The sequence below is a fragment of the Flavobacteriales bacterium genome (genome assembly GCA_013214975.1).
Classification (GTDB): domain Bacteria; phylum Bacteroidota; class Bacteroidia; order DT-38; family DT-38; genus DT-38.
This window is the reverse complement of record JABSPR010000019.1, coordinates 24,744-48,702: the sequence shown is the minus strand read 5'-3', so window position 1 is coordinate 48,702 and position 23,959 is coordinate 24,744. Positions and strand designations below refer to the sequence as shown.

General features: G+C 35.9%; 23 protein-coding genes and 1 tRNA gene. 15 read left to right on the top strand and 9 right to left on the bottom strand.

Going from position 1 to position 23,959, the window contains the following annotated elements; translation table 11 throughout:
* Positions 1–557, bottom strand: a 557-nt coding sequence (locus HRT72_01295) for a hypothetical protein (GenBank protein ID NQY66351.1), incomplete at its 3' end; no start/stop codon positions are given.
* A 97-nt stretch (positions 558–654) separates the two neighbouring features.
* Here HRT72_01295 and HRT72_01290 point away from each other — a divergent pair.
* Positions 655–1,665, top strand: a complete 1,011-nt coding sequence (locus HRT72_01290; GenBank protein NQY66350.1) for an OmpA family protein — start codon at positions 655–657, stop codon at positions 1,663–1,665.
* On the opposite strand, the gene radA is transcribed toward HRT72_01290, so the two are convergent.
* Genes radA through HRT72_01275 form a run of 3 tightly spaced genes read right to left on the bottom strand, consistent with a single transcriptional unit; the run spans position 1,662 to position 4,927 of the window.
* Positions 1,662–3,035: a DNA repair protein RadA gene (gene radA, locus HRT72_01285; GenBank protein ID NQY66349.1), complete on the bottom strand. Its 1,374-nt coding sequence runs from the start codon at positions 3,033–3,035 to the stop codon at positions 1,662–1,664. The genes HRT72_01290 and radA overlap by 4 nt on opposite strands.
* Entirely contained in the window at positions 3,028–4,059 is a 1,032-nt protein-coding gene (locus HRT72_01280; protein NQY66348.1) for a flippase-like domain-containing protein, read from the bottom strand. The genes radA and HRT72_01280 overlap by 8 nt, the downstream gene beginning before the upstream one ends.
* 16 nt (positions 4,060–4,075) lie before the next feature.
* Positions 4,076–4,927 carry a pantoate--beta-alanine ligase gene (locus HRT72_01275; protein NQY66347.1) on the bottom strand — a complete coding sequence of 284 codons (852 nt, stop codon included), beginning with the start codon at positions 4,925–4,927 and terminating at the stop codon, positions 4,076–4,078.
* A gap of 143 nt (positions 4,928–5,070) precedes the next feature.
* Between HRT72_01275 and HRT72_01270 the strand changes: the two genes are divergently transcribed.
* From HRT72_01270 to glmS, 3 genes are all read left to right on the top strand, one after another.
* Positions 5,071–5,892 (top strand): glycogen/starch synthase, encoded by an 822-nt coding sequence (locus tag HRT72_01270; GenBank protein NQY66346.1) that lies wholly within the window; start codon positions 5,071–5,073, stop codon positions 5,890–5,892.
* 92 nt (positions 5,893–5,984) lie between these two features.
* Entirely contained in the window at positions 5,985–7,289 is a 1,305-nt protein-coding gene (locus tag HRT72_01265) for a DUF4270 family protein (protein NQY66345.1), read from the top strand.
* A 3-nt stretch (positions 7,290–7,292) separates the two neighbouring features.
* Positions 7,293–9,131, top strand: coding sequence for a glutamine--fructose-6-phosphate transaminase (isomerizing) (gene glmS / locus HRT72_01260; protein NQY66344.1), 1,839 nt, complete (start codon positions 7,293–7,295; stop codon positions 9,129–9,131).
* Positions 9,132–9,191: 60 nt separating this feature from the next.
* Here the strand turns inward: glmS and HRT72_01255 are convergent, their stop codons facing one another.
* The 4 genes from HRT72_01255 to HRT72_01240 form a co-directional block, all read right to left on the bottom strand.
* Positions 9,192–9,803, bottom strand: a complete 612-nt coding sequence (locus tag HRT72_01255; protein ID NQY66343.1) for a superoxide dismutase — start codon at positions 9,801–9,803, stop codon at positions 9,192–9,194.
* A gap of 61 nt (positions 9,804–9,864) precedes the next feature.
* The gene (locus HRT72_01250; GenBank protein ID NQY66342.1) at positions 9,865–11,328 is read right to left on the bottom strand and encodes a S41 family peptidase; all 1,464 of its coding nucleotides are present in this window, start codon (positions 11,326–11,328) and stop codon (positions 9,865–9,867) included.
* Positions 11,329–11,505: 177 nt separating this feature from the next.
* Positions 11,506–11,949: a dCMP deaminase family protein gene (locus tag HRT72_01245; GenBank protein NQY66341.1), complete on the bottom strand. Its 444-nt coding sequence runs from the start codon at positions 11,947–11,949 to the stop codon at positions 11,506–11,508.
* An 87-nt stretch (positions 11,950–12,036) separates the two neighbouring features.
* Positions 12,037–12,118 (bottom strand) — tRNA-Leu (locus tag HRT72_01240).
* A 160-nt stretch (positions 12,119–12,278) separates the two neighbouring features.
* On the opposite strand from HRT72_01240, the gene HRT72_01235 reads away from it, so the two are divergent.
* The 5 genes from HRT72_01235 (at position 12,279) to HRT72_01215 (ending at position 16,327) form a co-directional block, all read left to right on the top strand.
* A complete protein-coding gene (locus HRT72_01235; GenBank protein NQY66340.1) occupies positions 12,279–13,217 on the top strand; it encodes a ribose-phosphate pyrophosphokinase in 939 nt (312 codons plus the stop codon).
* A gap of 16 nt (positions 13,218–13,233) precedes the next feature.
* Positions 13,234–13,890, top strand: coding sequence for a 50S ribosomal protein L25/general stress protein Ctc (locus HRT72_01230; protein ID NQY66339.1), 657 nt, complete (start codon positions 13,234–13,236; stop codon positions 13,888–13,890).
* A 27-nt stretch (positions 13,891–13,917) separates the two neighbouring features.
* Positions 13,918–14,481, top strand: a complete 564-nt coding sequence (locus HRT72_01225; GenBank protein NQY66338.1) for an aminoacyl-tRNA hydrolase — start codon at positions 13,918–13,920, stop codon at positions 14,479–14,481.
* Between the two features lie 138 nt (positions 14,482–14,619).
* Entirely contained in the window at positions 14,620–15,531 is a 912-nt protein-coding gene (locus tag HRT72_01220; GenBank protein ID NQY66337.1) for a T9SS type A sorting domain-containing protein, read from the top strand.
* 22 nt (positions 15,532–15,553) lie between these two features.
* On the top strand, positions 15,554–16,327 hold the full coding sequence (locus tag HRT72_01215; GenBank protein NQY66336.1) for a methyltransferase domain-containing protein: 774 nt from the start codon (positions 15,554–15,556) through the stop codon (positions 16,325–16,327).
* Here HRT72_01215 and HRT72_01210 read toward each other — a convergent pair.
* The gene (locus HRT72_01210) at positions 16,319–17,854 is read right to left on the bottom strand and encodes a glycine--tRNA ligase (GenBank protein ID NQY66335.1); all 1,536 of its coding nucleotides are present in this window, start codon (positions 17,852–17,854) and stop codon (positions 16,319–16,321) included. The genes HRT72_01215 and HRT72_01210 overlap by 9 nt on opposite strands.
* 45 nt (positions 17,855–17,899) lie before the next feature.
* Between HRT72_01210 and HRT72_01205 the strand changes: the two genes are divergently transcribed.
* The 6 genes from HRT72_01205 (at position 17,900) to HRT72_01180 (ending at position 23,951) form a co-directional block, all read left to right on the top strand.
* Positions 17,900–18,478 (top strand): DUF3109 family protein, encoded by a 579-nt coding sequence (locus HRT72_01205; protein ID NQY66334.1) that lies wholly within the window; start codon positions 17,900–17,902, stop codon positions 18,476–18,478.
* Between the two features lie 66 nt (positions 18,479–18,544).
* Positions 18,545–19,792 carry a glutamyl-tRNA reductase gene (gene hemA / locus HRT72_01200; protein ID NQY66333.1) on the top strand — a complete coding sequence of 416 codons (1,248 nt, stop codon included), beginning with the start codon at positions 18,545–18,547 and terminating at the stop codon, positions 19,790–19,792.
* Positions 19,793–19,810: 18 nt separating this feature from the next.
* Complete coding sequence (hemC, locus tag HRT72_01195; protein ID NQY66332.1) at positions 19,811–21,370, top strand: hydroxymethylbilane synthase; 1,560 nt, start codon at positions 19,811–19,813, stop codon at positions 21,368–21,370.
* Between the two features lies 1 nt (position 21,371).
* On the top strand, positions 21,372–22,343 hold the full coding sequence (gene hemB / locus HRT72_01190; GenBank protein NQY66331.1) for a porphobilinogen synthase: 972 nt from the start codon (positions 21,372–21,374) through the stop codon (positions 22,341–22,343).
* A 151-nt stretch (positions 22,344–22,494) separates the two neighbouring features.
* Positions 22,495–23,046: a YceI family protein gene (locus tag HRT72_01185; protein NQY66330.1), complete on the top strand. Its 552-nt coding sequence runs from the start codon at positions 22,495–22,497 to the stop codon at positions 23,044–23,046.
* Positions 23,043–23,951: a hypothetical protein gene (locus HRT72_01180; GenBank protein ID NQY66329.1), complete on the top strand. Its 909-nt coding sequence runs from the start codon at positions 23,043–23,045 to the stop codon at positions 23,949–23,951. Before HRT72_01185 ends, HRT72_01180 begins: the two co-directional genes overlap by 4 nt.
* The last annotated feature ends 8 nt before the right edge of the window (positions 23,952–23,959 follow it).

Here is a 23,959-nt window from a genome sequence, read left to right as displayed (position 1 = left end):
TTTGAAATACTCAATGGATACCACGCAACATAGTTAGTTCTAATTCCTTTATACTTTACGGAAGAGTTTTCGAAAATAGTAATGGAGTATTCATAGACTTTTGTTTTCTTGATGGCATCGTCTTGTAAAAATAAATAGCCCTCATCTTTATAAAGTGGAAGTATCCCAATTGGTGATAAGTCTATTTTGCTTTCTAAGAGAGCACGAATTTCTTCGCCGTAAGAAATATATTCTGCAAATTTTGGAAGAGAGAAGTTGATGATTCGATCCATTTCCTTGAGAATATTTCCATCTTCGAATAGCCTTTTGTATTGCAAGATTAAATTGTGACTATCAACGTGCAATAGCCTTTTGGGAAATTGATTTTGAATATTGGCTTTAATCGATTTTATATCTTTTAGTTCTTTATAGAGAGCAAGTAAATCGTCAAGTACCGGGTAAAGTTTATTAGCTGTAAATTTCTTTTCGACATTTTGTAGATAACTAAGAAGAACATATTGTTTGTATTCAAAGTCAATGTGCTTTTCTGTTAACCATAATGAGTTAAGTGCTTTCATAAACTGGTGTTTAATAAAATTACGGTACGGATTTGAAATTGTTACTACCTTTGAACAGTTGTTATATTTAGTTTCACAAAAGCACAATTAAGAGGAAATGAATTTTAAAAATCACATTGTACTGTTATCGGCCATGGTATTGTTTTTTATTATTGGTTGTATTCCTGTGAAAAAATATGAAGAGTTAAAGGCAAAGTCTCAGGATGTTACGAGAGAATGGAGCGCCTTGAAAGCAGAAAATGAAGAACTGAATTCAGTTAGAAATGAGCAAAATGCTACAATTGAGAAACTAAAAAGGAAGAACAAAGCACTACAGACGGATACGGCAAATATAAGATCTGAGCAGCGAAAGATTACGGAGGAGAGTGGGGGGTATAAAAGTATTTATGCAGATTTATTAAAGAAGAATGCGCAACTAGTATCTGGGGATAAGGGCGAGAATAAAATGCTTTTAAAAGAATTGGATGGGAAAGAAAGAAGTCTTCAGGAGCAAGAAGATCGATTAAAAATTTTAGAAAGAGATCTTAATAGTAAGAAAATTGATCTAGAAAGAACCAAAATGGATTTGGAAGAACGGGAAATTAAGGTCGCAGAGCTGCAGCAAATATTGAATAGTAAAGATTCTACTGTAATTGCTTTAAAATCTAAAGTGTCGGCGGCCTTATTAGGTTTAGAGAATAATGGATTAACGATAACACAGAAAAATGGAAAGGTTTATGTTTCGTTAGATGAAAGCTTACTCTTCGCATCTGGAAGTATTAGCGTAGACCCAAAAGGTGTTGAGGCGTTGAGCAAGTTGGCCGTAGTATTGGGTAAGAATAAGGAAGTGAATGTACTGATCGAAGGACATACGGATAATGTCCCATTAAGCGGCAAAGGAGCTTATAAAGATAATTGGGATCTGAGTGTGATTAGGGCAACGTCGATTGTAAAAATTCTTTTGGCTAATGGTGAAATTGATGCGAATAGATTAACCCCTGCAGGTAGAGGAGAATTCCTTCCACTTGATATTACAAATACGGTTGAAGGGAGAAAAAAGAACAGAAGAACGGAGATAATATTAACTCCTAAATTAGATGAGCTGTTCGAAATCTTAGGAACGAATTAAGTCATTTTGAGAATAGAATTGTAGACAGTTTCAATTTTGTCTACTTCAACTATTTGAATTTTAAGTTTGGAAGCGGTTATTTCTGTTTGGTTATATTTTGAGATATAGATTTGCTCAAAACCCAATTTGTCAGCTTCCAATATTCTTAAATTCACCCTATTCACCGGTCTAACTTCACCAGATAATCCTACTTCACCTGCAAAGCATATTTTGTTTGATAGAGAAATGCTTTCTGCGGAGGAAAGTAAAGCACATACAACACCCAAATCGATAGCAGGGTCATGTACTGTAATTCCTCCCGTAATATTTAGAAATACATCCTTGTGACTCATATCAAAGCCACAACTTTTTTCTAATACGGCTAAAAGCATGTTCAATCTTTTCTGATCGAAACCATTTGCCGAACGCTGAGGAGAGCTATATGCCGTAGAGCTAACCAATGCTTGTGTTTCTATAAGCAACGGTCTCATCCCTTCTATGGTAACAGAAATAGAAGTTCCACTAACTGGATCATCCCGCTCACTTATAAGCATCCGAGAGGGATTATTTACTTCGTTTAAACCGGTGCTTACCATTTCGTAAATACCTAATTCGTTTGTTGAACCAAATCGGTTTTTTGTTGTTCTCAAAAGTCGGTAAATATGATTTTGATCTCCTTCAAAATGAAGAACTGTATCGACCATATGTTCTAAGATTTTAGGTCCAGCTATATTTCCTTCTTTGGTAATATGACCGATTAGGAATACAGCAGTGGAACAACTTTTGGCATATTTTAACAACTCTATAGCACAAGTCCGTATTTGAGAAACACTTCCAGACGATGCTTCAACCATAGTTGTATGCGTGGTTTGAATAGAATCGATAATTAATATATTGGGTTCAATATTTTCTATTTGCTTGAAGATGTTTTCGAGAGATGTTTCACACAGGATGTAACAGTTTGAATTAGTTTCTCCAACTCTTTCTGCTCTCATTTTTATTTGCTGCTCACTCTCTTCACCTGAGACATAAAGTATTTTGCTGTTCACGTTCTGAAGAGCTAGTTGCAAAAGCAAAGTTGATTTTCCTATTCCAGGTTCTCCTCCGAATAAAACGATAGAGCCTTCTACTAATCCTCCGCCAAGTACCCGGTTGAGTTCTTTGTCTTTCAGGATAATTCTACTGTCTCCAGTAATTGTAATATCGTCTAGAGGTTGGGCAATGTTTTTCTGACTGGCTTTAGAACCAAACACATTACTGTTTTCAGAAGTTTTTTCCATTACTTCTTCAACGTAAGTATTCCATTCGTTACATGATGTACATTTCCCAATCCATTTAGGAGACTGCGTTCCGCAATTCTGACAATAAAATGCGGTCTTTATTTTAGCCATTCTGATTCTTATTTCTTCCAAGAATAGTAAGTCTGGCTAAAGCTAGAAATCCAACAATGATCACCATTATTGTTTGAGAGAACCAAACAACGTTTGCAAATACCATTGCCGGTTCGGATTTGATACTATATAACTCTGTAAGCAAACTTTGTACTACCAATTGGTAAGCGCCAACGCCACCTGGTGTGGGAAACACAATTCCAAAACTACCTAAAACAAGAACGGTAAGTCCATCGATCCATTCCAAAACAGAAACGGCCGGAGTTGAAAAAAAACATACATATACCATCAGGTAGTATCCAAGCCAAATAAGTACTGTGTGTAGAAAAAAACCTGTTTTATTATCCATTTTTAAAATGGATAATAAACCAGATTTGAAACCATCGATAAGCACTTTTACTTTATTAGCATATTTGGCCCACTTTGAATCACCTGTTTTAATCTTTATATACAATATATATGCGGCCACCAAGATGCTGACGAGTATTCCCAGAGCAATAATTATAATGAAATAATTATTAGCTAACAATTTGGTTAATGGGTTAATTAGATTCTTGATAAATAAATCAGATACAAAAGAATAGAGAAGTTGAGATTGAATAATAATTGTGAAAATAGCTAAGAGTATCAGGCAGATTAGGTCAAATCCTCGTTCTACTATTACACTACCTAATACCTTATTTAAAGGGATATTTTCTTGCTTGCTCAATATACCACACCTGGTTACTTCTCCCATTCTTGGTAAAGCTAAATTGGCCAAGTAGCCAACCATTACGGCATAAAATGTAGTTGATGTCTTTGGCGAATAGCCCAGTGGCTTTAATAAGATATTCCATCTAATAGCTCGGCTCCAATGACTTGCGATAGCAATACTCAATGAGAGCAAGATCCAAGAAAAATCAGTTTTCGCAAGATCCTCTAGTTGTCTATCAATGTCTAGTTTTCTGGATATCCACCATAAAATACCCAGTCCAATTGAAAGCGATAGGGTAAATTTAAGAATGGATTTTATTGTTGAATTCAAGGATAATTATTTAAGCCTACAAGGTAATGTTATCTATCAATCTTATTCCTTTAAATTGAACGGCAATGCACCCAATTATTGTATTAGAATCTGTCCAATTTTTAAGAGGTTTAAAAGATTCGGAATCAACTATTTCAAAGTACTCACAGTTCAATTCAGATAATTGATTGATTCTATTTATTGCGAAGCTCTTGGTATCGCTTACAGATAGATTCTTTGAAATGGATTTGCACTCTACCAGCGAAGAATAAATTATTGCAGCTGTGTTTTTTTCCTCTAAACTTAGTTTCTCGTTACGTGAACTAATTGCCAAGCCATTTTGTTCTCTTACCGTATCGCAGCCAATAATTTTAACAGGAATATTATTCTCTTTTACATAGTACCTAATTATTTGGAGCTGTTGGAAATCTTTATTTCCAAAATAAGCTGAGTCTGGCTCAATTATTCTGAAAAATTTCTCTAAAATAAACGCTACTCCTTTAAAGTGTTTTGGTTTAATTGCTCCTTCTAGTGTCTCGTCTATTTTGTTTAATTCAATAGAATTCAGTTCAGCCTCAATATTTTCACTGTCGTATAAATCTTCTTGAAGCGGAGTGAACAGAATGTCACAATTGGCCTTAGAAAGTAATTCTGCATCGCGGTCTAGATTCCTCGGATATTTTTTAAGCTCGTCTTTATTTCCAAATTGAGTAGGGTTAACAAAAATAGAGCAAACGGTTATGTTATTTTCTCTTGAAGCCCTTTTAACAAGCCCTAGGTGCCCAAAGTGTATTGCGCCCATTGTTGGAATAAATCCGATTTTACGATCTTCATCTTTCAAGCTTTGAAGAAATTCAAAGAGCTCGACTTTAGATGAGATTATTTTCATAGCAACTGAGAATGAAAATTAGTATTAGTTTTTCGATGAAAATAGCTCGACTTCAAAGCCTACCAACGAAACAAAGCTAGTGGATTTATTGAAAATGTGGCCATTTTTCAGTACTTTTGTACACTAAATATCATACTATTATTATGGATAAGCCTAAAGTGTTATTTGTATCGCAAGAAATCTCTCCATATGTTCCGGAATCGAATATTTCTAACATTGCTAGAAATCTTCCGCAAGGAATAAAAAAGAAGGGTAAGGAAATAAGAATTTTCATGCCAAGATATGGGTGTATTAACGAGCGAAGACATCAATTGCATGAAGTAATTCGATTGTCAGGTATGAATATCATTATTGATGATATGGATCACCCATTAATTATCAAGGTGGCGTCTATACAGCCAGAAAGAATTCAAGTGTACTTTATTGATAATGAAGATTACTTTCAGAGAAAATTCACTTTGCAAGATGATAAAGGAAAGTTTTTTAAGGATAATGATGAAAGAGCAATATTTTTCTGTAGAGGAGTAGCCGAGTCTATGAGAAAGTTGGGATGGGCTCCAGATATCATTCACTGTCAAGGTTGGATGACAGCACTTCTTCCTTTATACATTAAGAAAGTATATAAAGATGATCCTATTTTTGAAAACTCAAAAGTGATATTCTCCGATTATAATGATGGCTTTGATGGTTCATTGAATAAAAAGTTTGCAGAGAAAGCTTTAGTCGATGAAGTGAAAATAGAAGACTTGAAATTGGTTGAGGATCCATCTTTTGAGAACTTAAATAGAATTGGAGTCGAGATGTCGGATGCTGTTATTAAGGGTAATGATGATCTCGGAAAGGACATGGATAAGTTTATTTCTGGATTGAGCAAACCCGTATTAGATCATCAGGGTGATGATTATATTGATGCGTATTCTGATTTTTACGATCGAGTAATGTCATCGGAAGAAGTCTTATCTTAATCCATAGATAAATTTTCATAATAGCTTACGTTCATCTTTTCGTTTGAAGTGCAAATATTGCGAACATGATTAATACAAGCGTTAGGAGTTAGATGATAAATAAAATTTTCACAATATTTTTTATTGCAGTACTATTTACTGGTTGTACAGAAGATGATCCTGCATCAATAGGAGCTGCTATTCTGGATGAACAAAGCAAGCCAATAGGTAATTACGATGAATCTTTAGTTCCTTTAGCGTATACCGTTAAAACAGGAGGGATCAAAACGAGCAATCAGGAAGTTGAAATCCTAGGCAGCTATGAGGATCCAATATTTGGCAATGTAAGTGCATCTTTTGTTGCTCAATTTCAATTACCAGCAGACCCATTTCCACAAGGGGAATTCTCGTCAATAGACTTGAAAATAACATATAAAGGCGATGCATATCCCAACAATACGACCTCGTTAAGTGCCCAAACATTTGAAGTATTTGAGTACAAAGACACCATAAACCCCAAGCTAAGTATAGATAATGATTATTATTCTGATGATGATATTTCAACTAAAATAAATTTGTCTAACGTTCTAGGAACAACTACAATAGTTCCAAATATTGGGGAGGGTAACATATTATCCATAGTATTAGATCCTCTTTTTGGTCAAGCCCTGCTTGATAGCCTGACTGTCCAAAATAATGCAGGAAACCTCAATAATTCGAGGCTCAGAGTTGTGTTGGAAGGACTTTATGTTAAATCAAATAATGTAAATCAGTTGAATGGAGAAGGAACACTGATGTATTTAGATATGACGGATTTTGAATCTAAGCTAACATTATACAGTTCATATATGGATGAGAATGGAAGTGTTGTGGAAGAAGAATATCGGCTAAGGGCTGGAAATCAATCGGCAAGATATAATGTATTCGAACACGATTATTCGACATCATCTATCGCTTTTGGGAGCACTGTAGCGACAAATGATAATTTATTTATTCAACCTCTTGATGGTTCAAATGTTTTAATAAAATTCGGAGATAGCTTGAGTTCTTATCCGTGGGCACAAGGAACAATCAACAATGTTACTCTTGCTTTAAAGGTAAATACAGTGTTAAGTGCAGGTTATGAAAAGCCATCCACTTTTGAAGCATTAGAGCTAAATAATGAAGGAGAATTGGGTGTGCGATATGAAGATGAAAGTTCTACTCTTTTTTACACGACCTCGGGGCCTATTATTAACGGAGAGTACAGACTTAATATCACCAAGTATATTGATAAATTAGTAAAAGGTGAAAGCGAGAATAACGGATTACTAATTACCCCAATTGATAGAAGGATTGCTGGAGATCGCGTAGTATTTAATGGTTTTAATAGTATACTTGATAGGTCGAGAGTAATAATCACATACACAACTCCTTAATTTATGTGCGGAATAGTTGGCTACATAGGCCCAAAAGATGCGTATCCAATTTTAATGAAGGGATTAAGGCGATTGGAATATCGTGGATATGATAGTGCCGGTGTTGCCTTATTAAATGGTAAGGTTAATCTATACAAGTGTAAAGGCCGTGTAGATGATTTAGAAGCTCATATAGGTGATAGATCAGTAGACGGTACTATTGGGATTGGGCATACACGATGGGCCACCCACGGTGTCCCGAATGACGTAAATGCCCATCCTCATTGTTCAGACGAAACGGAACTTAGTATTATTCATAACGGAATTATTGAAAACTATCTAACTCTTAGAAAGGAATTAGAAAATAGAGGACACGTATTTAAGAGTGATACGGATACGGAGGTGCTAGTTCATCTTATTCAGAATGTGAAAAATTCGGAAAAGCTAGAACTCGTAGAAGCTGTTAGGATTGCACTGTCACAGGTAGTAGGTGCCTATGCTGTCGTTATTATGTCTAAGGATGATTCAGATACTTTGGTTGTCGCGAAGAAGAGTAGTCCATTAGTTATAGGAATAGGAGAGGATGAATTTTATATTGCCTCTGATGCAACACCAATTGTTGAGTACACTAGAAACGTGGTTTACTTGGAGGATGGGGATATTGCAGTAGTACCGAGAAATGGGGAGCTTAAGATTAAAAATATTAAGAATAAAGAGGTTATTCCTTATGTGCAGGAGTTACAGTTACAACTGGAAGAGCTAGAGAAAGGTGGATACCCACACTTTATGTTAAAGGAGATTTACGAGCAACCAAGGTCTATTAGAGATAGTATGCGGGGTAGAGCGAGTATTTCAAGAGGCACTGTTCGACTAGGTGGTATAGTCGATTTTGAGCAAAAATTTATAAAGGCGCAACGAATAATAATAGTTGGATGTGGAACATCTTGGCACGCAGGACTAGTAGGAGAATATCTTTTTGAAGAACTTGCTAGAATTCCTGTTGAGGTTGAATATGCTTCAGAATTTAGATATAGGAATCCAATCATTAATGAGAACGATATTGTAATTGCAATTTCACAATCTGGAGAAACTGCGGATACATTAGCTGCAATAAATTTGGCGAAATCCAAAGGAGCAACGATCATTGGAATATGTAATGTGGTAGGCTCATCGATAGCTAGAGCTACTGATGCGGGATCATATACACATGCAGGACCAGAAATAGGTGTTGCTTCAACAAAAGCATTTACTGCTCAAGTAACTATACTTACGTTGATGGCTATGCAAATAGGCAAAATGAAAGGTCATATTCCAAAAGCACGTTTCAATCAGCTGCTTACAGAAATTAAAAATGTACCCAAAAAGGTTAAAGAGGTATTAAAAACAAACGATCAGATAGAGAAGATAGCCGAGATATTTAAAGATGCTAGCAATTTCTTATATCTAGGAAGAGGGTTGAATTTTCCTGTCGCTTTAGAAGGTGCTCTTAAATTGAAAGAAATATCTTACATACATGCCGAAGGATATCCAGCCGCTGAAATGAAGCATGGTCCAATTGCATTGATTGACGCTGAAATGCCCGTTGTTGTTATTGCAACTAAAATGAGCAACTACGAAAAAACTGTTAGTAATATTCAGGAGGTTAAAGCTAGAGGAGGGAAACTAATTGCTCTGGTTACCAAAGGAGATACTATGGTTAGTAAAATGGCAGATTATGTTATTGAAATTCCAGAAGTAGATGAGATTTTTGTCCCAATGGTTTCAGTCGTTCCGTTGCAATTACTTTCGTATCACATCGCATTAAAAAGAGGTTGTAATGTTGATCAACCTCGGAACTTGGCAAAGTCCGTTACAGTAGAATAGTTAAGGCGAAAAAATACCCCAAAGAATAAATCTTTGAGGTATTTGCTAATTCGGTATAGACTATTTAGCCGCTTCAAATCTTTCTGAAACTTCTTTCCAGTTAACTACATTCCAAAAAGCTGCAATGTAATCTGGTCTTCTGTTTTGATAGTTCAAATAGTAAGCATGTTCCCAAACGTCTAATCCTAAAATTGGAGTACCAGGACATTCCGCTATATCCATTAAAGGATTATCTTGATTTGCACTAGAGCACACACATAATGAGCCATCTGCGTTTACACATAACCAAGCCCATCCAGAACCAAATCTTGTTGCGCCAGCTGTTGCAAATTTTTCTTTAAATGCATCTAAAGATCCAAATGCACTATTAATTGCATCTGCAAGGGCACCAGTTGGTTCGCCACCTCCGTTTGGAGAAAGGGTAGACCAGAATAATGAATGATTGAAATAACCTCCACCGTTATTTCTAACAGCAGGTGAATGCTTTGAAATATTCGCAAGGATATCTTCTATCGATTGTCCTTCTATATCCGTTCCGGCAATAGCGTTGTTCAGATTGGTTGTATACGCATTGTGGTGTTTGCCATGATGAATCTCCATGGTTTCTTTGTCAATATGAGGCTCTAAGGCATCAGTTGCATATGGTAATTCAGGTAGTTCAAAAGCCATAATTATTTGTTTTAAATGTTAATTGGGTCCTAAATGTATAAAATTAGCCAGTAATAAAATCAAATTATTGAGCTTCTTCTCTTACTGTCTCTATTGCTTTAATTAATATTTTATCAATCGAATGAACAATAGGATAATAGGCGGCACTATTCCATAAGTTTCGACCGATGTTCGCTTTAATATGTGTTTTAAGATAAGAGTATAATTTTTTGTCTTTTTCTTGAGGAATGGGACCTTCATGTTCGGCGATAAATTCTTGGAACTTTCTAAACGTCTCATCCGAAACTTGGTATTCTGTGATAAATTTATTTAAATCATATTCATCTAGAATAGCAGATCTGTCTCTGTCAATTACTTCGAAAGCAAATCGAATTACCAGCCCAGAATGCATCGCAAAATTAACGTAGCTGTTATTAATTTTAGATGTGTCTAGCGGAATATAAATATCAGGCATTATTCCACCTCCACCATATACAGTACGGCCTCCTACAGTTTTATAAATCAAGGAATCTGGGAAGTTGATGCTATCTTTATTAACTAGTTCGCCATTTTTATATCTATCGTGATAATCTTCATAATATTCTTTGTTCCCTTTTCCATATGGTTTTTGAATACATCTACCAGAAGGGGTATAGTAGCGTTGTGTTGTAAGTCGTACAACCGATCCGTCGTGTAATTTGTGTTGTTCGTTTACTAATCCTTTTCCAAACGATCTTCTGCCAATTATGATTCCTTTATCATTGTCTTGCACTGCTCCAGTTACAATTTCACTTGCAGACGCTGACCCTTCATCAATTAATATGGCCAGTTGTTTACCTTGAAATGAAGTTGCTCTTTGTGCAAAAAATTGATTTTCTGAACGTGCTCTACCTTTTGTGCTCACAATTAAAGTATTCTCAGGTAGGAACTCATCCGCGATATTAATTGCGGCATCAAGATAACCTCCACCATTACCTCTTAAATCGATGATTAAATTCTGAAGATCATTCTCATTTAATTCTTCCATAGCTTTAATTACCTCTTCGTAAGTGGTAGCAGCAAATTTGGAGATTTTTATATATCCAGTGTTGATGTTGAGCATGTAGCTTATTTCTACACTAGTTAATGGAATCTTTCTTCTTCTAATGTCGAATATGAGAAGATCTCTTACTCCTTTACGTTTAATACCTACTTGTACAAGTGTACCACTTTCGCCTTTAAGTTTAGAGATAACATCTTTTGTGGTAACTCCATTTCCTGCAACAAGTTGCGTGTCGATTTCTATAATTCGATCTCCTGCCATCAAGCCGAGCATCTCAGAAGGGCCACCTGTTATTGGCCAGATAACCAATATGGTATCGTTGATAATATTGAACTCAATTCCAATGCCTTCATAGTTTCCTTTTAAGGACTCGTCCATAGATTTAAACCGATTCGCATTGATATACATGGAATGCGGATCAAGTTTTTCAAGAACAGAATTTATTGCTACATCCGAAAGCTGACTCATGTTAACTGTGTCAACATATTCATCTTCTATATAAGACATGACCTTATTTAGCTTTCGAAGACCATCGGGAGGTTTGGCGAAAAAGGTGACAGGTTTCTCGTTAGGAAAATTTAGCATGCCATTTAATAACCATCCCAGTATAAAGGCAATAGATAGCAGAATAGGAAAATAGATAATCCTTTTTAACACGTTCAGATGATATTCAAATTCGAACTCTTAATCAATATTTATTTGGTCTACTTCAATTTCAGACTGTTTTAAAAAAGCTAATCCGGCATCGTCTTTATATGCATTAATAAAAACAACTCTTGTAATTCCTGCCTGAAGAATTAGTTTACTACACTCCTTACATGGAGACAAGGTTAAATATAACGTACTCCCGTGAGAATTGTTCGTCGATTTGGCAACTTTCATAATTGCATTTGCTTCCGCATGCAATACGTACCACAATGTTTTTCCGTCACTGCTTTCACAACTATTGTCGAATCCACCAGGAGTACCGTTGTATCCATCGGATATAATCATCCCGTTTTTGACAATAATTGCACCTACTTTTTTACGCGTGCAATGAGATAACTTCCCCCATTCGAGAGCTAAACGGAGATATGCCTTGTCATATCTTTCTTGTTTTGCTTTATCCTCGAATTTAACAGCACTCATTTCTGAAAAGATTTAGATTAGAATCACCAAAGAATTATTAAAAACAGAAAGAAGCGAAAAGCTAAATTTTCACTTCTTTCTGTTTAGTACCCAGAGCCGGGATCGAACCGGCATGGGTTGCCCCACTGGTGTTTGAGACCAGCGCGTCTACCAATTCCGCCATCTGGGCAAGTCTAATTTCATACCTGAAATAGAGCTTACAAAAGTAGATAATTGTTTCCAATCAAGAAAGACAAATTGTAACATCTTATTATCTTGGTTAAATAGGTGGATTTTATTAGCTTTGCAGCCCGTTTTTATTCGGGTGAATAGAAAGTTATTAAAGAAGTATGGATACAATAGTTAAATTTTTTCCAGGAAGAGCTACCAAAGACCTTGCGTTTAGCATAGCGTCTGATTATGGAAGTGAGCTAGGAAATGTATCTATTTTCAATTTTAGTGATGGTGAGTTTCAGCCTTCTTACGAAGAAACAATCCGTGGTGCGAATGTTTTCATTATTCAATCAACACCTCCTCCACATGAAAATATTTTTGAACTATTAATGATGATTGATGCTGCTAAAAGAGCATCAGCGAAAGAAATTATTGCCGTAGTTCCTTTTTTGGGCTATGCAAGACAGGATAGGAAAGATAAATCTAGAGTTGGGATTACCTCTAAGTTGGTTGCAAACTTGTTGCAAACGGCAGGTATGACTAGACTAATCACAATGGACCTACATGCCGATCAGATTCAAGGATTTTTTGAAGTACCTGTAGATCATCTATATGCATCTACTTTGTTTATTCCATATATACAGAGTCTTAATCTCGATCCTGATAATTTAGTAATAGCGGCACCAGATACTGGTGGAACTAAGAGAGCTAATGTATATGCTAAGTATTTGGGAGCAGGATTAGCAGTAGGGTATAAAGAAAGAAAAGTTGCCAATCAAGTTCAAGATTTGATGTTAATTGGTGATGTTGAAGGAAAAGATGTCATTCTCGTTGATGATATGGTTGATACGGCTGGAACTCTTATGAAAGCTGTGGATGTGATATTTGAAAAAGGAGCTAAATCGGTAAGAGCGTTATGTACACATGCGGTTCTTTCTGGAGAAGCATATGAGAGAATAGAGGCATCGAGAATAACAGAATTGGTGGTAACGGATTCTTTACCATTAAAAAAAGAATGTAGTAAGATCAAAGTACTTTCTGTGAGCGATTTGTTTGCCAAGGTTATAACTAACGTGGTAAAACTAGAATCAATAAGTTCACACTTTGTAGTATAATTAAATAAACAATAAGATGAAATCAGTAGAGGTAAGTGCATCACCAAGAAAAGAAGTTGGTAAGAAAGATTCTAAGCAATTAAGAATAGATAATAGAGTTCCTTGTGTTCTTTATGGTGGAAAAGATCTTAGACACTTCTCTATCCACGAAAATGATTTTAGAAAAGTTGTTTATACTCCAGAAGTATTTAGGATGGATATTGACGTTGAAGGAACGAAAGTGAAAGCTGTAATGCAGGATATTCAGTTTCATCCTGTTACGGATAGAATTATCCACGTAGATTTTATCGAACTTTTTGATGATATTAAAGTGAAAGTAGATCTTCCTGTAAGACTGAACGGTATATCTAAAGGTGTGCTTAACGGTGGTAAGAGAAGATTTAAACTGAAAAAGTTAAGAACATTAGGTCTACACAAAGATTTCCCTGAATTCATCGATATAGATGTTACGAAGTTGAGAATTGGTCAATCGATAAAAGTTGAGGATATTGTTATCAATGGTCTTGAGTTTTTAGATCCACCTAACCGCGTTATCGTTGCTATTAAAACTGCTCGTGCTCTAATTGAAGAATTAGAAGAGGAAGAAGAGGAAGAAGAAGGTGAAGAAGGAGCAGAGGGATCTGAAGGAGGAGATGCACCTGCAGAAGGCGGAGACGCACCTGCTGCTGAATAAGCTTATTCTTAAATAACACAATCTTTTGTGAAATTTCTAATCGTAGGTTTAGGGAATATTGGAGATGAATATCTCGAAACTAGACACAACGTTGGATTTAAAGTACTTGATGCTCTCGTAAAGGATACTTTAGAGGATTTTGAGACGGATAAGCTGGGAGATGTTGCTAGAGTTAAGTTTAAGGGAAGAAAATTAGTTCTACTTAAACCCTCTACTTACATGAACCTTAGTGGTAAGGCTGTCAACTATTGGTTGCAAAAGGAAAAAATACACCCAAGTAAACTTTTGGTAATTGTTGATGATATCGCACTTCCATTTGGATCGTTACGTATGCGAGACAAAGGAAGTGACGGAGGTCACAACGGGTTAAAGAGTATCGATGAAACTCTTGGCGGTAATCGTTATTCCCGTCTAAGGTTTGGTGTTGGGAACGAATTTTCTAGAGGTAAGCAGGTTGAGTATGTTCTTGGAGAGTGGAGTGCCGAACAGCAAGACCTACTAAAAGAACGTTTGGATCAAGCCTGTAAAATGCTTCAAAGTTTTTCTGTAATTGGTACCGAGAAAACAATGTCGGCTTTCAATAATAAATAAAATAACGATCACGTATTCTGCTTGTTATGCAAATCTTGTTTATTTTTGCCAGCGTAAGAAAACGCTACAGTTCGTATTAATAACTAATACAAAACATGATTTACAACAATGTATTTTCCTCATCTCAGAAGGTGGGCTTTGATTATCACAATCATTGGCACCACGAATATTACAAAAGCACAACTAATTCTTAATTCAGTATCTACGCCGGAAACCATTTCATTTATAGACTTCAACGCAACTGGCTTTTCACCTAATCCTATACAAGGTCAATTAAATTCAAATACATGGTCAATTAATGGCTTAAGCGATGGAGATTTGGATTTCTCATTTCTTGGAACCACAGGCGACTATGCTAGAGGCATAAGTGGTGGAGGAGTTACAACTGGTGGCGTGTATAGTTTTAATACGGGAACGTCTAATGTTTTAGGTGTTCAATCTATCGGATCGGACATGACCCCAGGTGAAGTGATCTTAAAAGTTGAAAATGGATCTTCGACCGAGTTGAATAGTTTGAATATTACTTATAAACTATGGGAGTATAACGACCAAGATCGATCAAATTCTATATCTTTTTCTTATTCCATAGACAACCAAACATATATTTCGGTACCTAGTTTGGATTTTTTGTCAAATGAGTTGGGTGATGGGTCACCAACTTGGGACTCAACCGAATTTACAATTACGTTACTTTCAAATTTTCCAATTGGGGATTATATATACCTTAAATGGTCTTTTGATGATAACAACGGAACAGGAAGTAGAGATGAATTAGGGATAGGAGATATAAGTATTTTGGGAGAAATTATTACTTCACAAATAAGTATACCAACAAAAATGAACATCTTCCCTAATCCTACAAGAGGCAGTGTAACTGTATCATCGGAGTATTATATTAACTCCATTGATTTATTTAATGAGAAAGGTACATTTCTTAACCGTTTCTATGGTGTTATCTTAGATTTGAATAAATATGAAAATGGGCTATATTTTATTACGATTAATGCAAATAACACTCAGGTAATTAAAAGAATTGTAAAAATGGACTAGCTTTATAGATAGTATAAGATTTATGACGCATATAGACGAATATAACGATACAATGATTCAAGTCCTCGAATTGATATGGGGATCTGGATATATGTCGCCTGGTGGTGAAGGAAATGTATTAAATCTATTTGAAGGTCTTGATTTAAAGGATAAAAGAATACTGGATATAGGTTGTGGCTTGGGAGGTCCTGCTTGTTATTTGGCAGAGAAATTTGGTGCTTCTGTTACAGGAATTGATATTGAAAAACGATTAATAGAGCATTCAAAAGCTTATTCTTTGAAAAAAGGAACTGCGGATAAAACTAATTTTATTCTCGTTGAGCCAGGTTCTTTGGATTTTCCGGATGAAGAATTTGATTATGTTTTTAGTATTGGTGCCTTCACTCAAATTGAAGGAAAAAGCAGCATGTATCTCGAATGTCTTCGGGTACTTAAGAATGGCGGATGTTTTACTAGTTATGAATGGTTAAAATCCATTGACTATATCAGTGAAGAAATGCAAAATTTCTACCAGTTAGATGGATTGACTTATGCCATGCAAACATTTGAGGAGCAGGTTTTTGTGCTAAAGCAAAGTGGATTTAGTAAAGTAGATCAGTTTGATTGTTCGCAATGGTATAAAAAACAAGCGCACAATGAAATTGCTGATATTAATTACGTTTATAAGGACACACTGATAGATCTAATAGGCGAAGAAACAACAGATCACTACATCGAAGCTTGGAATGCTATGTTAACTGTAATTGACAATGATGAACTTGTGCAGAGTTATTGCAAAGCTTACAAACTAGCCTAGCAATTTAGAGAAGCTTATCTCTTCCATCAATTTCCCTTCCAAAGTATCAATCGGAATTCTCTCTTGTTTCATTGTATCTCTATATCTAATTGTAACAGAATTATCGTTCAATGAATCGTGATCTACAGTAACCGAAAAAGGTGTCCCGATCGAATCTTGTCTTCTATATCTTTTGCCGATAGAATCTTTTTCATCGTATTGACAATTCATTTCAAATTTCAATCTATCGATAATCTCACGAGCTTTTTCAGGCAACCCATCTTTTTTAACTAGAGGCATTACTGCAACTTTAACAGGAGCCAAAGCTGCAGGTAACTTCAAAACAATTCTTGAGCTTCCATCTTCCAATTGTTCTTCTGTAAACGAGTTAGATAATACGGCCAAGAACATTCGATCTAATCCAATTGACGTTTCAACGACATATGGCACATAGTTCTCATTATCCTCCGAATCAAAGTACTGTAATTTCTTACCAGAGAATTTTTCATGTTGCTTCAAATCAAAATCGGTCCTAGAATGAATTCCTTCTAATTCTTTGAATCCAAAAGGAAATTCAAATTCGATATCACATGCTGCATTTGCGTAGTGGGCCACTTTAAGATGATCATGAAACCGATACGATTCAGCTGGTATGCCAAGCCTTTCGTGCCATTTCTGACGAGCTTCCTTCCAGTAGTCATACCATTTCATTTCTTCTCCTGGCTTCACGAAAAATTGCATTTCCATTTGCTCAAACTCTCGCATTCTGAATATAAACTGACGAGCGATAATTTCATTTCTAAATGCTTTTCCGATTTGAGCTATTCCAAATGGGAGTTTCATTCTACCCGATTTGTAAACGTTTAAGAAATTCACGAAGATGCCCTGAGCAGTTTCTGGTCTTAAATGTATTTTGCTTGCATCTTCAGCCACAGCTCCCATATCTGTTGAGAACATTAGATTGAATTGTTTAACGTCGCTCCAGTTCTTAGATCCGCTCACTGGATCTGCAATCTCTAAATCGATAATTAAGTCGCGAAGTGCGTCTAAATTATTTTCATCTAGGGCAGACTTCATACGGTCGTTTACATCATCAATCTTTTTCTGATTGTCAAGTACTCTTCCATTAGTAGATCTAAACTCGGATTCGTTAAAAGAGTCTCCAAAACGTTTAGCTGCCTTTTTAACTTCTTTGATGATTTTGCCGTTTATTTTTTCGATGTAGTCTTCTAATAATACATCAGCGCGGTATCTTTTTTTAGAATCTTTATTATCGATTAATGGATCGTTAAACGCATCAACATGGCCAGAGGCTTCCCAAACTCGCGGGTGCATAAATATTGCAGAATCAATTCCTACTATATTTTCGTGCATTTGCACCATCGATTTCCACCAATAACTTTTAATGTTGTTTTTCAATTCAACACCCATTTGGCCGTAATCGTAAACGGCTCCTAATCCATCGTAAATATCGCTGGACTGAAAGATAAACCCATACTCTTTAGAATGAGCTACTATCTTTTTCATCATATTTTCATCTGCTGCCATGGCGCAAATGTAAGATAAACCCAAATCATTCTTTATCTTTGCATTATGATAATTGTAGAAGATACGCTGGTTTCAGAAGACATCCTGGATGTGAAATTTGTATGCGACTTGAAGGCCTGTAAAGGCAAATGTTGCGTAGCTGGTGATGAAGGTGCACCTTTAGAGGAGGATGAGATCGAAATCCTGGAGGAGATTAGAGATAAGGTAGAGCCTTATATGACAGAGGAGGGCAAGGCTGCAATTGCAAAGCAAGGCGTTTATGTTGTTACAGACGACAATGAATTGGCAACCCCGTTAGTGGGGGATGAACAATGTGCATATGTATTTTTTGAAAAAGGGACTGCCAAGTGTGCTATTGAAAGAGCTGAATCAGAGGGGAAAATTGACTTCAAAAAACCAATTTCATGTCACTTATATCCTATTCGGATAACCAAGAATGAAAATTTCGATGCGGTGAATTATCACAAGTGGGTAGTTTGTGAATGGGCATGTGTTTATGGAGATAAATTGGATGTTCCTGTGTATGAATTCCTTAAAGAACCATTGATTCGAAAATTCGGTCAAGATTGGTATACACAGATCGAAATTGCCGCTGAGCTTAAGAAGCAGAGCAAACAAGAATAGAAAGTTTTACATTTCTGTGACAAAAGTCACATTTTAAGATTTTAATCTTGTCTCAAGAAGACAAATTTGAATTTAGAACATTTACATATAATTGCTTTCACGCATAAGGACATTTCTCTGGATGAAATCAGTCGATTTCACTTGGAAGAAAAGACTTACGATAAACTTCTTGTTGATCTAAAAGAGAAAACAGGAGTAGAGGAGTTGATGTATTTATGTACTTGCAATCGAGTTGAATTCCTGGTTGTTACGAAAAAAAAAACGGATAGTGAATTTGTAAAAAACTTTTTTGAATCATTTGAGCCCACCTCGAAACTAGAAAGTATAGAAACTATTTTATCTAGAATAAATGTTATCAGTGGTGAGGGAGCTGTGAAACATTTGTTAAAAGTCGCTTCTTCTTTGGAATCGTTAGTGGTAGGTGAGCGTGAGATAATATCGCAAGTGAGAAAAGCCTTTGAGCATTGTAAGGCTATTGGAATTACGGGCGAGTTAATAAAGCTTACAATCAATCATGCTGTTACGACTGCAAAAGAGATTTATACCAAAACCGATATTTCGAGGAATCCAGTGTCTGTAGTTTCATTGGCCTATCGAAAGTTAAAAGAATATAACATCCAACCAGATGCCCGTTTTCTAATTATTGGTGCTGGGGAGACAAATGAGAAGATGGCGAGTTACCTAAAGAAACATCACTTTGGGAATATGAGCGTGTTTAATAGAACTTTTAAAAATGCGGAAAGACTTGCAGTAAAATTGAAGGGGAAGGCCTTTGGACTGGAAGATCTGAAAATCTATTCGAAAGGATTTGATGTAATTATTACTTGCACCGGTTCTACAGATCCGATTATCACCCCAGAAATATATACTTCTTTACTTGCTGGGGAATCAAATAAAAAAACGGTTGTAGATCTTGCTTTGCCGAACGATTTAGATCGGGATGTATTGAAAGATAATTCTATAAATCTTATTGATATAGATACGTTGAAGGTTTTGGCCGAAAGTAATCTTCAGAAGAGGAAGAAAGAGTTATTGAAATGTGAAGGGATATTGAACGAGAATTTAGACTCGTTTAAAATGTTATTTGACTTTAGAAATGTGGAGTTAGCCATGAAAGGGGTGCCAGCTAAAGTGAAAGAAATTAAAGAAAAAGCATTATCAGAAGTATTTCAAAAAGAAATAGAAGGCTTAGATGACAATGCAAAAGAGGTGCTTGATAGAGTAATGGAGTATATGGAGAAGAAATATATTTCTGTTCCCATGAAAATGGCTAAAGACATCCTTGTTAAACCTAACGACAAAAAGCTTTCCTGAAAACGAAAGATCCTTAAGATGGAGAAGAAAATTATTATCGGATCACGGGGTAGTGATTTAGCCCTTTGGCAAGCCAATCATGTGCAAGGTCAGCTAAAAGCCTTAGGCTTAGATTCTGATATTAAGATTATTAAGACGCAAGGGGACAAGATTCAACATTTGAGTTTTGATAAGATGGAAGGTAAAGGATTCTTTACCAAAGAGATTGAAGAAGCATTGTTGAATAAATCAATTGATCTTGCAGTTCACTCACACAAAGATTTAGAAACAACAAATTCAGAAGGACTAATCATTGGTGCTGTATCGCGAAGAGAAGATCCCAGAGAGTATCTCATCGTAAAAAAGGAATCGGTAGACATTACGAAGAAGTTTTTCTTAAAGGGAGGTGCCGTGGTTGGAACCTCATCGGCAAGAAGGAAAACACAACTTTTGTCTTTTAGAAATGATATAAAAATTAAAGATTTGAGAGGTAATGTGCCTACTCGAATTAAGAAACTTAGAATAGAGGATTACGATGCCATTATGCTTGCGGTGGCCGGAGTTGAGAGATTGGAGATTAATCTGGATGAGTTTCATGTTGAAAAATTGAATCCAAAAGAATTTATTCCTTCACCAGCCCAAGGAGTGTTGGGTTTACAGATTAGAGAAGAAGATGAGGATTTATTGGCTGCATTAAGCCCTATGAATGATTCGTTGGTTCAAGATAAAATAGGTATTGAAAGAGGCGTACTTCGTTTAATGGACGGAGGTTGCCAGTTACCACTTGGCGTTTACTGCGAGAAGGAAGAAGGCACATATAAAATATGGGCAGTTTTATCTCAAAAGTTTAGTGANTTTCCTAAGAGAGTATATTGGGAAACCAAGAAGGTAGAGGGCGCATCGCAAAAAGTACATGATCTATTAATGGCTAAGACTGATCTTAAGGTTTTTATCACAAGAGATATTGACGAGAAAGGATATTTGGCAAAATCAATGACAGCAAATGGTGTTGAATTGATTGGAAAGTCAATGATCGAAATAGCTAGGGTGGAATTCTATGAAAATGCCCGAACGGACTGGGTGTTCTTTAGTAGTTCAAATGCAGTCAATCATTTCTTTAGTCAAGATCCAAAAATGAAGGACAATATGAAATTTGGAGCAATAGGTTCTGCCACTGCAAAGACCTTAAATGAGAAAGGTTTTCGGGTAGATTTTATTGGTGACTCACCAAATACTGAATTGGTTGGAGATCAATTTTCTAACATTGTTGAAGGGCAGTCTATACTTTTTCCTGGAGCAGTACAATCTTTGAGAACAGTTCAGAAGCAACTTAAAGGATCGAGTGAGATATTGGATCTGTCTGTTTATGAAACAATGCTTAAAAAGGAGGAGGCTCCAGATGCGGATGTGTATATATTTACAAGTCCATCTAATGTAGAAGCATTCTTTAGTACAAATAGAATCCCCTTAGATAAGAGAGTAATTGCTATAGGACCAAGCACAAAGAAAAGATTGGAGAACTACACAACCGATTCATTATATCTCCCGTATGTTCCTTCCGAACTTGCGATTGTTGATACCATTTTTAGCCTTAATTAGTATGGAAATTAGACCAAGAAGATTACGAAAGAATAGCATCATTAGAGATTTAGTTGCGGAGACTAGATTATCTAGAGATATGTTTATCTATCCTTATTTCGTTTGTAAAGGAACCAAAGTAGTTAGTGAAATTAAGTCGATGCCAGGTATAAATCATTACTCGGTAGATACCTTGATTGAAGATGTAGCAGAGGGTTTGAAAATCGGGATTAACAAAATTCTTCTTTTTGGCGCCAACGAAATGAAAACGGATAATGGCTCCTCGTCATACGACAAGAATAATGTAATAGGTCAGTCTATTCGAGAATTAAAAAAGCGGTTTGGAGATGATATCTATATAGTAACAGACGTGTGCCTTTGTGGCTATACATCACATGGTCATTGTGGTTTGCTAAATGATGGATATGTGGATAACGATAGTTCTTTAAATGCATTGACTGCTATGGCGTTGATGCATGCGGAAGCAGGTGCAGATATGGTATCGCCTTCAGATATGATGGATGGAAGGGTAGAGGCGATTAGAGAGGTGCTAGATGAAAATAAGTATAGCGACGTTGCTATAATGTCTTATGCAGTTAAGTACGCATCCTCTTATTATGGACCATTTAGAGATGCCGCAGATTGTACACCGCAAGGAGGAGATCGGAAATCCTATCAGATGGATGTTAGAAATAAAAACGAGGGATTAAAAGAAGCCGATTTAGATGAGCTCGAAGGCGCAGATATACTTATGGTAAAACCGGCATTAGCTTATTTAGATATAATAAAGTCGGTTAAAGAAAATACCAACCTGCCCGTAGCATGCTATAATGTTTCGGGAGAATATAGTATGCTAAAGAATGCCGCAATAAACGGATTAGTGGATGAAGAACAAATGGTGATGGAAAACATGTATGCTTTTGCAAGAGCTGGGGCCGATATTATTATTAGCTATCATACAAAAGACATTCTAAAGAACAATTGGATAAAATAGGATTTTAAATAGCTGTATAAGTCACATACTAAAATAGTTGAGAATAGTATTTTAAGCATCGAATTATCTGGTAAAATAGAATCACCAGTTAACTTTCATATTTTTGTGTATCTTCTGGAATGATTTTGGACGATTAGTGGAAAACAGGCATATGAAATATTTATTTCTTCTATTATTAAGCTTAGGCTTAACATCTTCGTCGTATTGCGAAGAATATTTTTCCTCTAATACCTCCGAAGTGAAGTTCTTTTCTTGGGCTCCTATGGAAGACATTGAAGCGGTAAATACTGAGTCTAAATCTTTCCTTAAAAGAGAAGATAATTCGATAGTAGTAAGAGTTCCGATTAAAGATTTCGTTTTCCATAAAGCGTTGATGCAAGAGCATTTTAATGAGAACTACATGGAAAGTGACGAGTTCCCAAATGCTAGTTTTTCTGGTGTTATTGTTGGAGAGTACAATCCATCCAAAGATGGTGTGTACCCAATTAAGGCAAAAGGTGAGTTTACTTTACATGGAGTGAAAGTAGAGCGAGAATTTGAAGGGACCTTTACCGTAAAAGGATCTGATTTAATATTGAATAGTAAATTTGATGTTTTGTTGGAAGACCATGATATTGAAGTCCCTAAAGTTGTATTTCAAAAAATTGCTGAGAAAATAGAAATAACCTTAGAAATAGTATATCTCCCTTACATTAAGAAATGAGAAGTAAGTTTATTATCGCTTTAGCGACAATCACGATATTTTGTTCTCAAGCCTATTCACAAGATGATTTAATGGACCTCCTAAATGAGGTGAATCCGGAAGAGGATAGCGAGGTAACAGCTACCTTCAAAGCAATTAAAATTATTAATGCCCAGTCTATCGAGACTACAAAAAAGAATAATCTAGATTTTCGAATTACTCATCGATTTGGAAGTATGGGTGTTGGTGGGCATACTTTGTATGGCTTGGATGAGGCACGAGATATTCGATTTTCTTTTGATTATGGATTGTCGGATAGAATTGCCATTGGCATTGGAAGGAGTAAGATTAAAGAGCACATAGATGGTTCTTTCAAATATGCTTTTTTAAAGCAGTCAAAAGATAAAATTCCATTTACCGCAGTATTATATACTGATGCTGCTTTATCGGCTGTTAAATCAGATACAAATAACTTGAATAATTATTATCCCGAATTTGTTCATCGCTTAACATACACTACTCAGATTCTACTTGCCCGAAAATTTTCTAAAAGTTTCTCGTTCGAATTACTCCCAACCTGGGTACATCGAAATAGAATTATTGAGGCAACAAATGAAAAAACAAATGCATCGGATGTGCACGGCATATTTGCATTAGGCTTTGCTGCTAGGGTTAAGATAACGAGTAGAACGGCAATTGTGGCCGACTATTTTTTGGTGATGTCTGATTATAGAAATGACAACCCTTCTTTTGCAAACCCGCTAGCTATAGGTGTTGAGCTGGAAACGGGTGGTCATGTATTCCATATAAACTTAACAAACTCAAATAGTATTATTGAAAATGACTTTATTCCTAATACCTCTGATAGTTGGCTAGATGGAGGGTATAAATTGGGATTCAATATTTCTAGAGTATTTGATTTGTAATTTTTAGT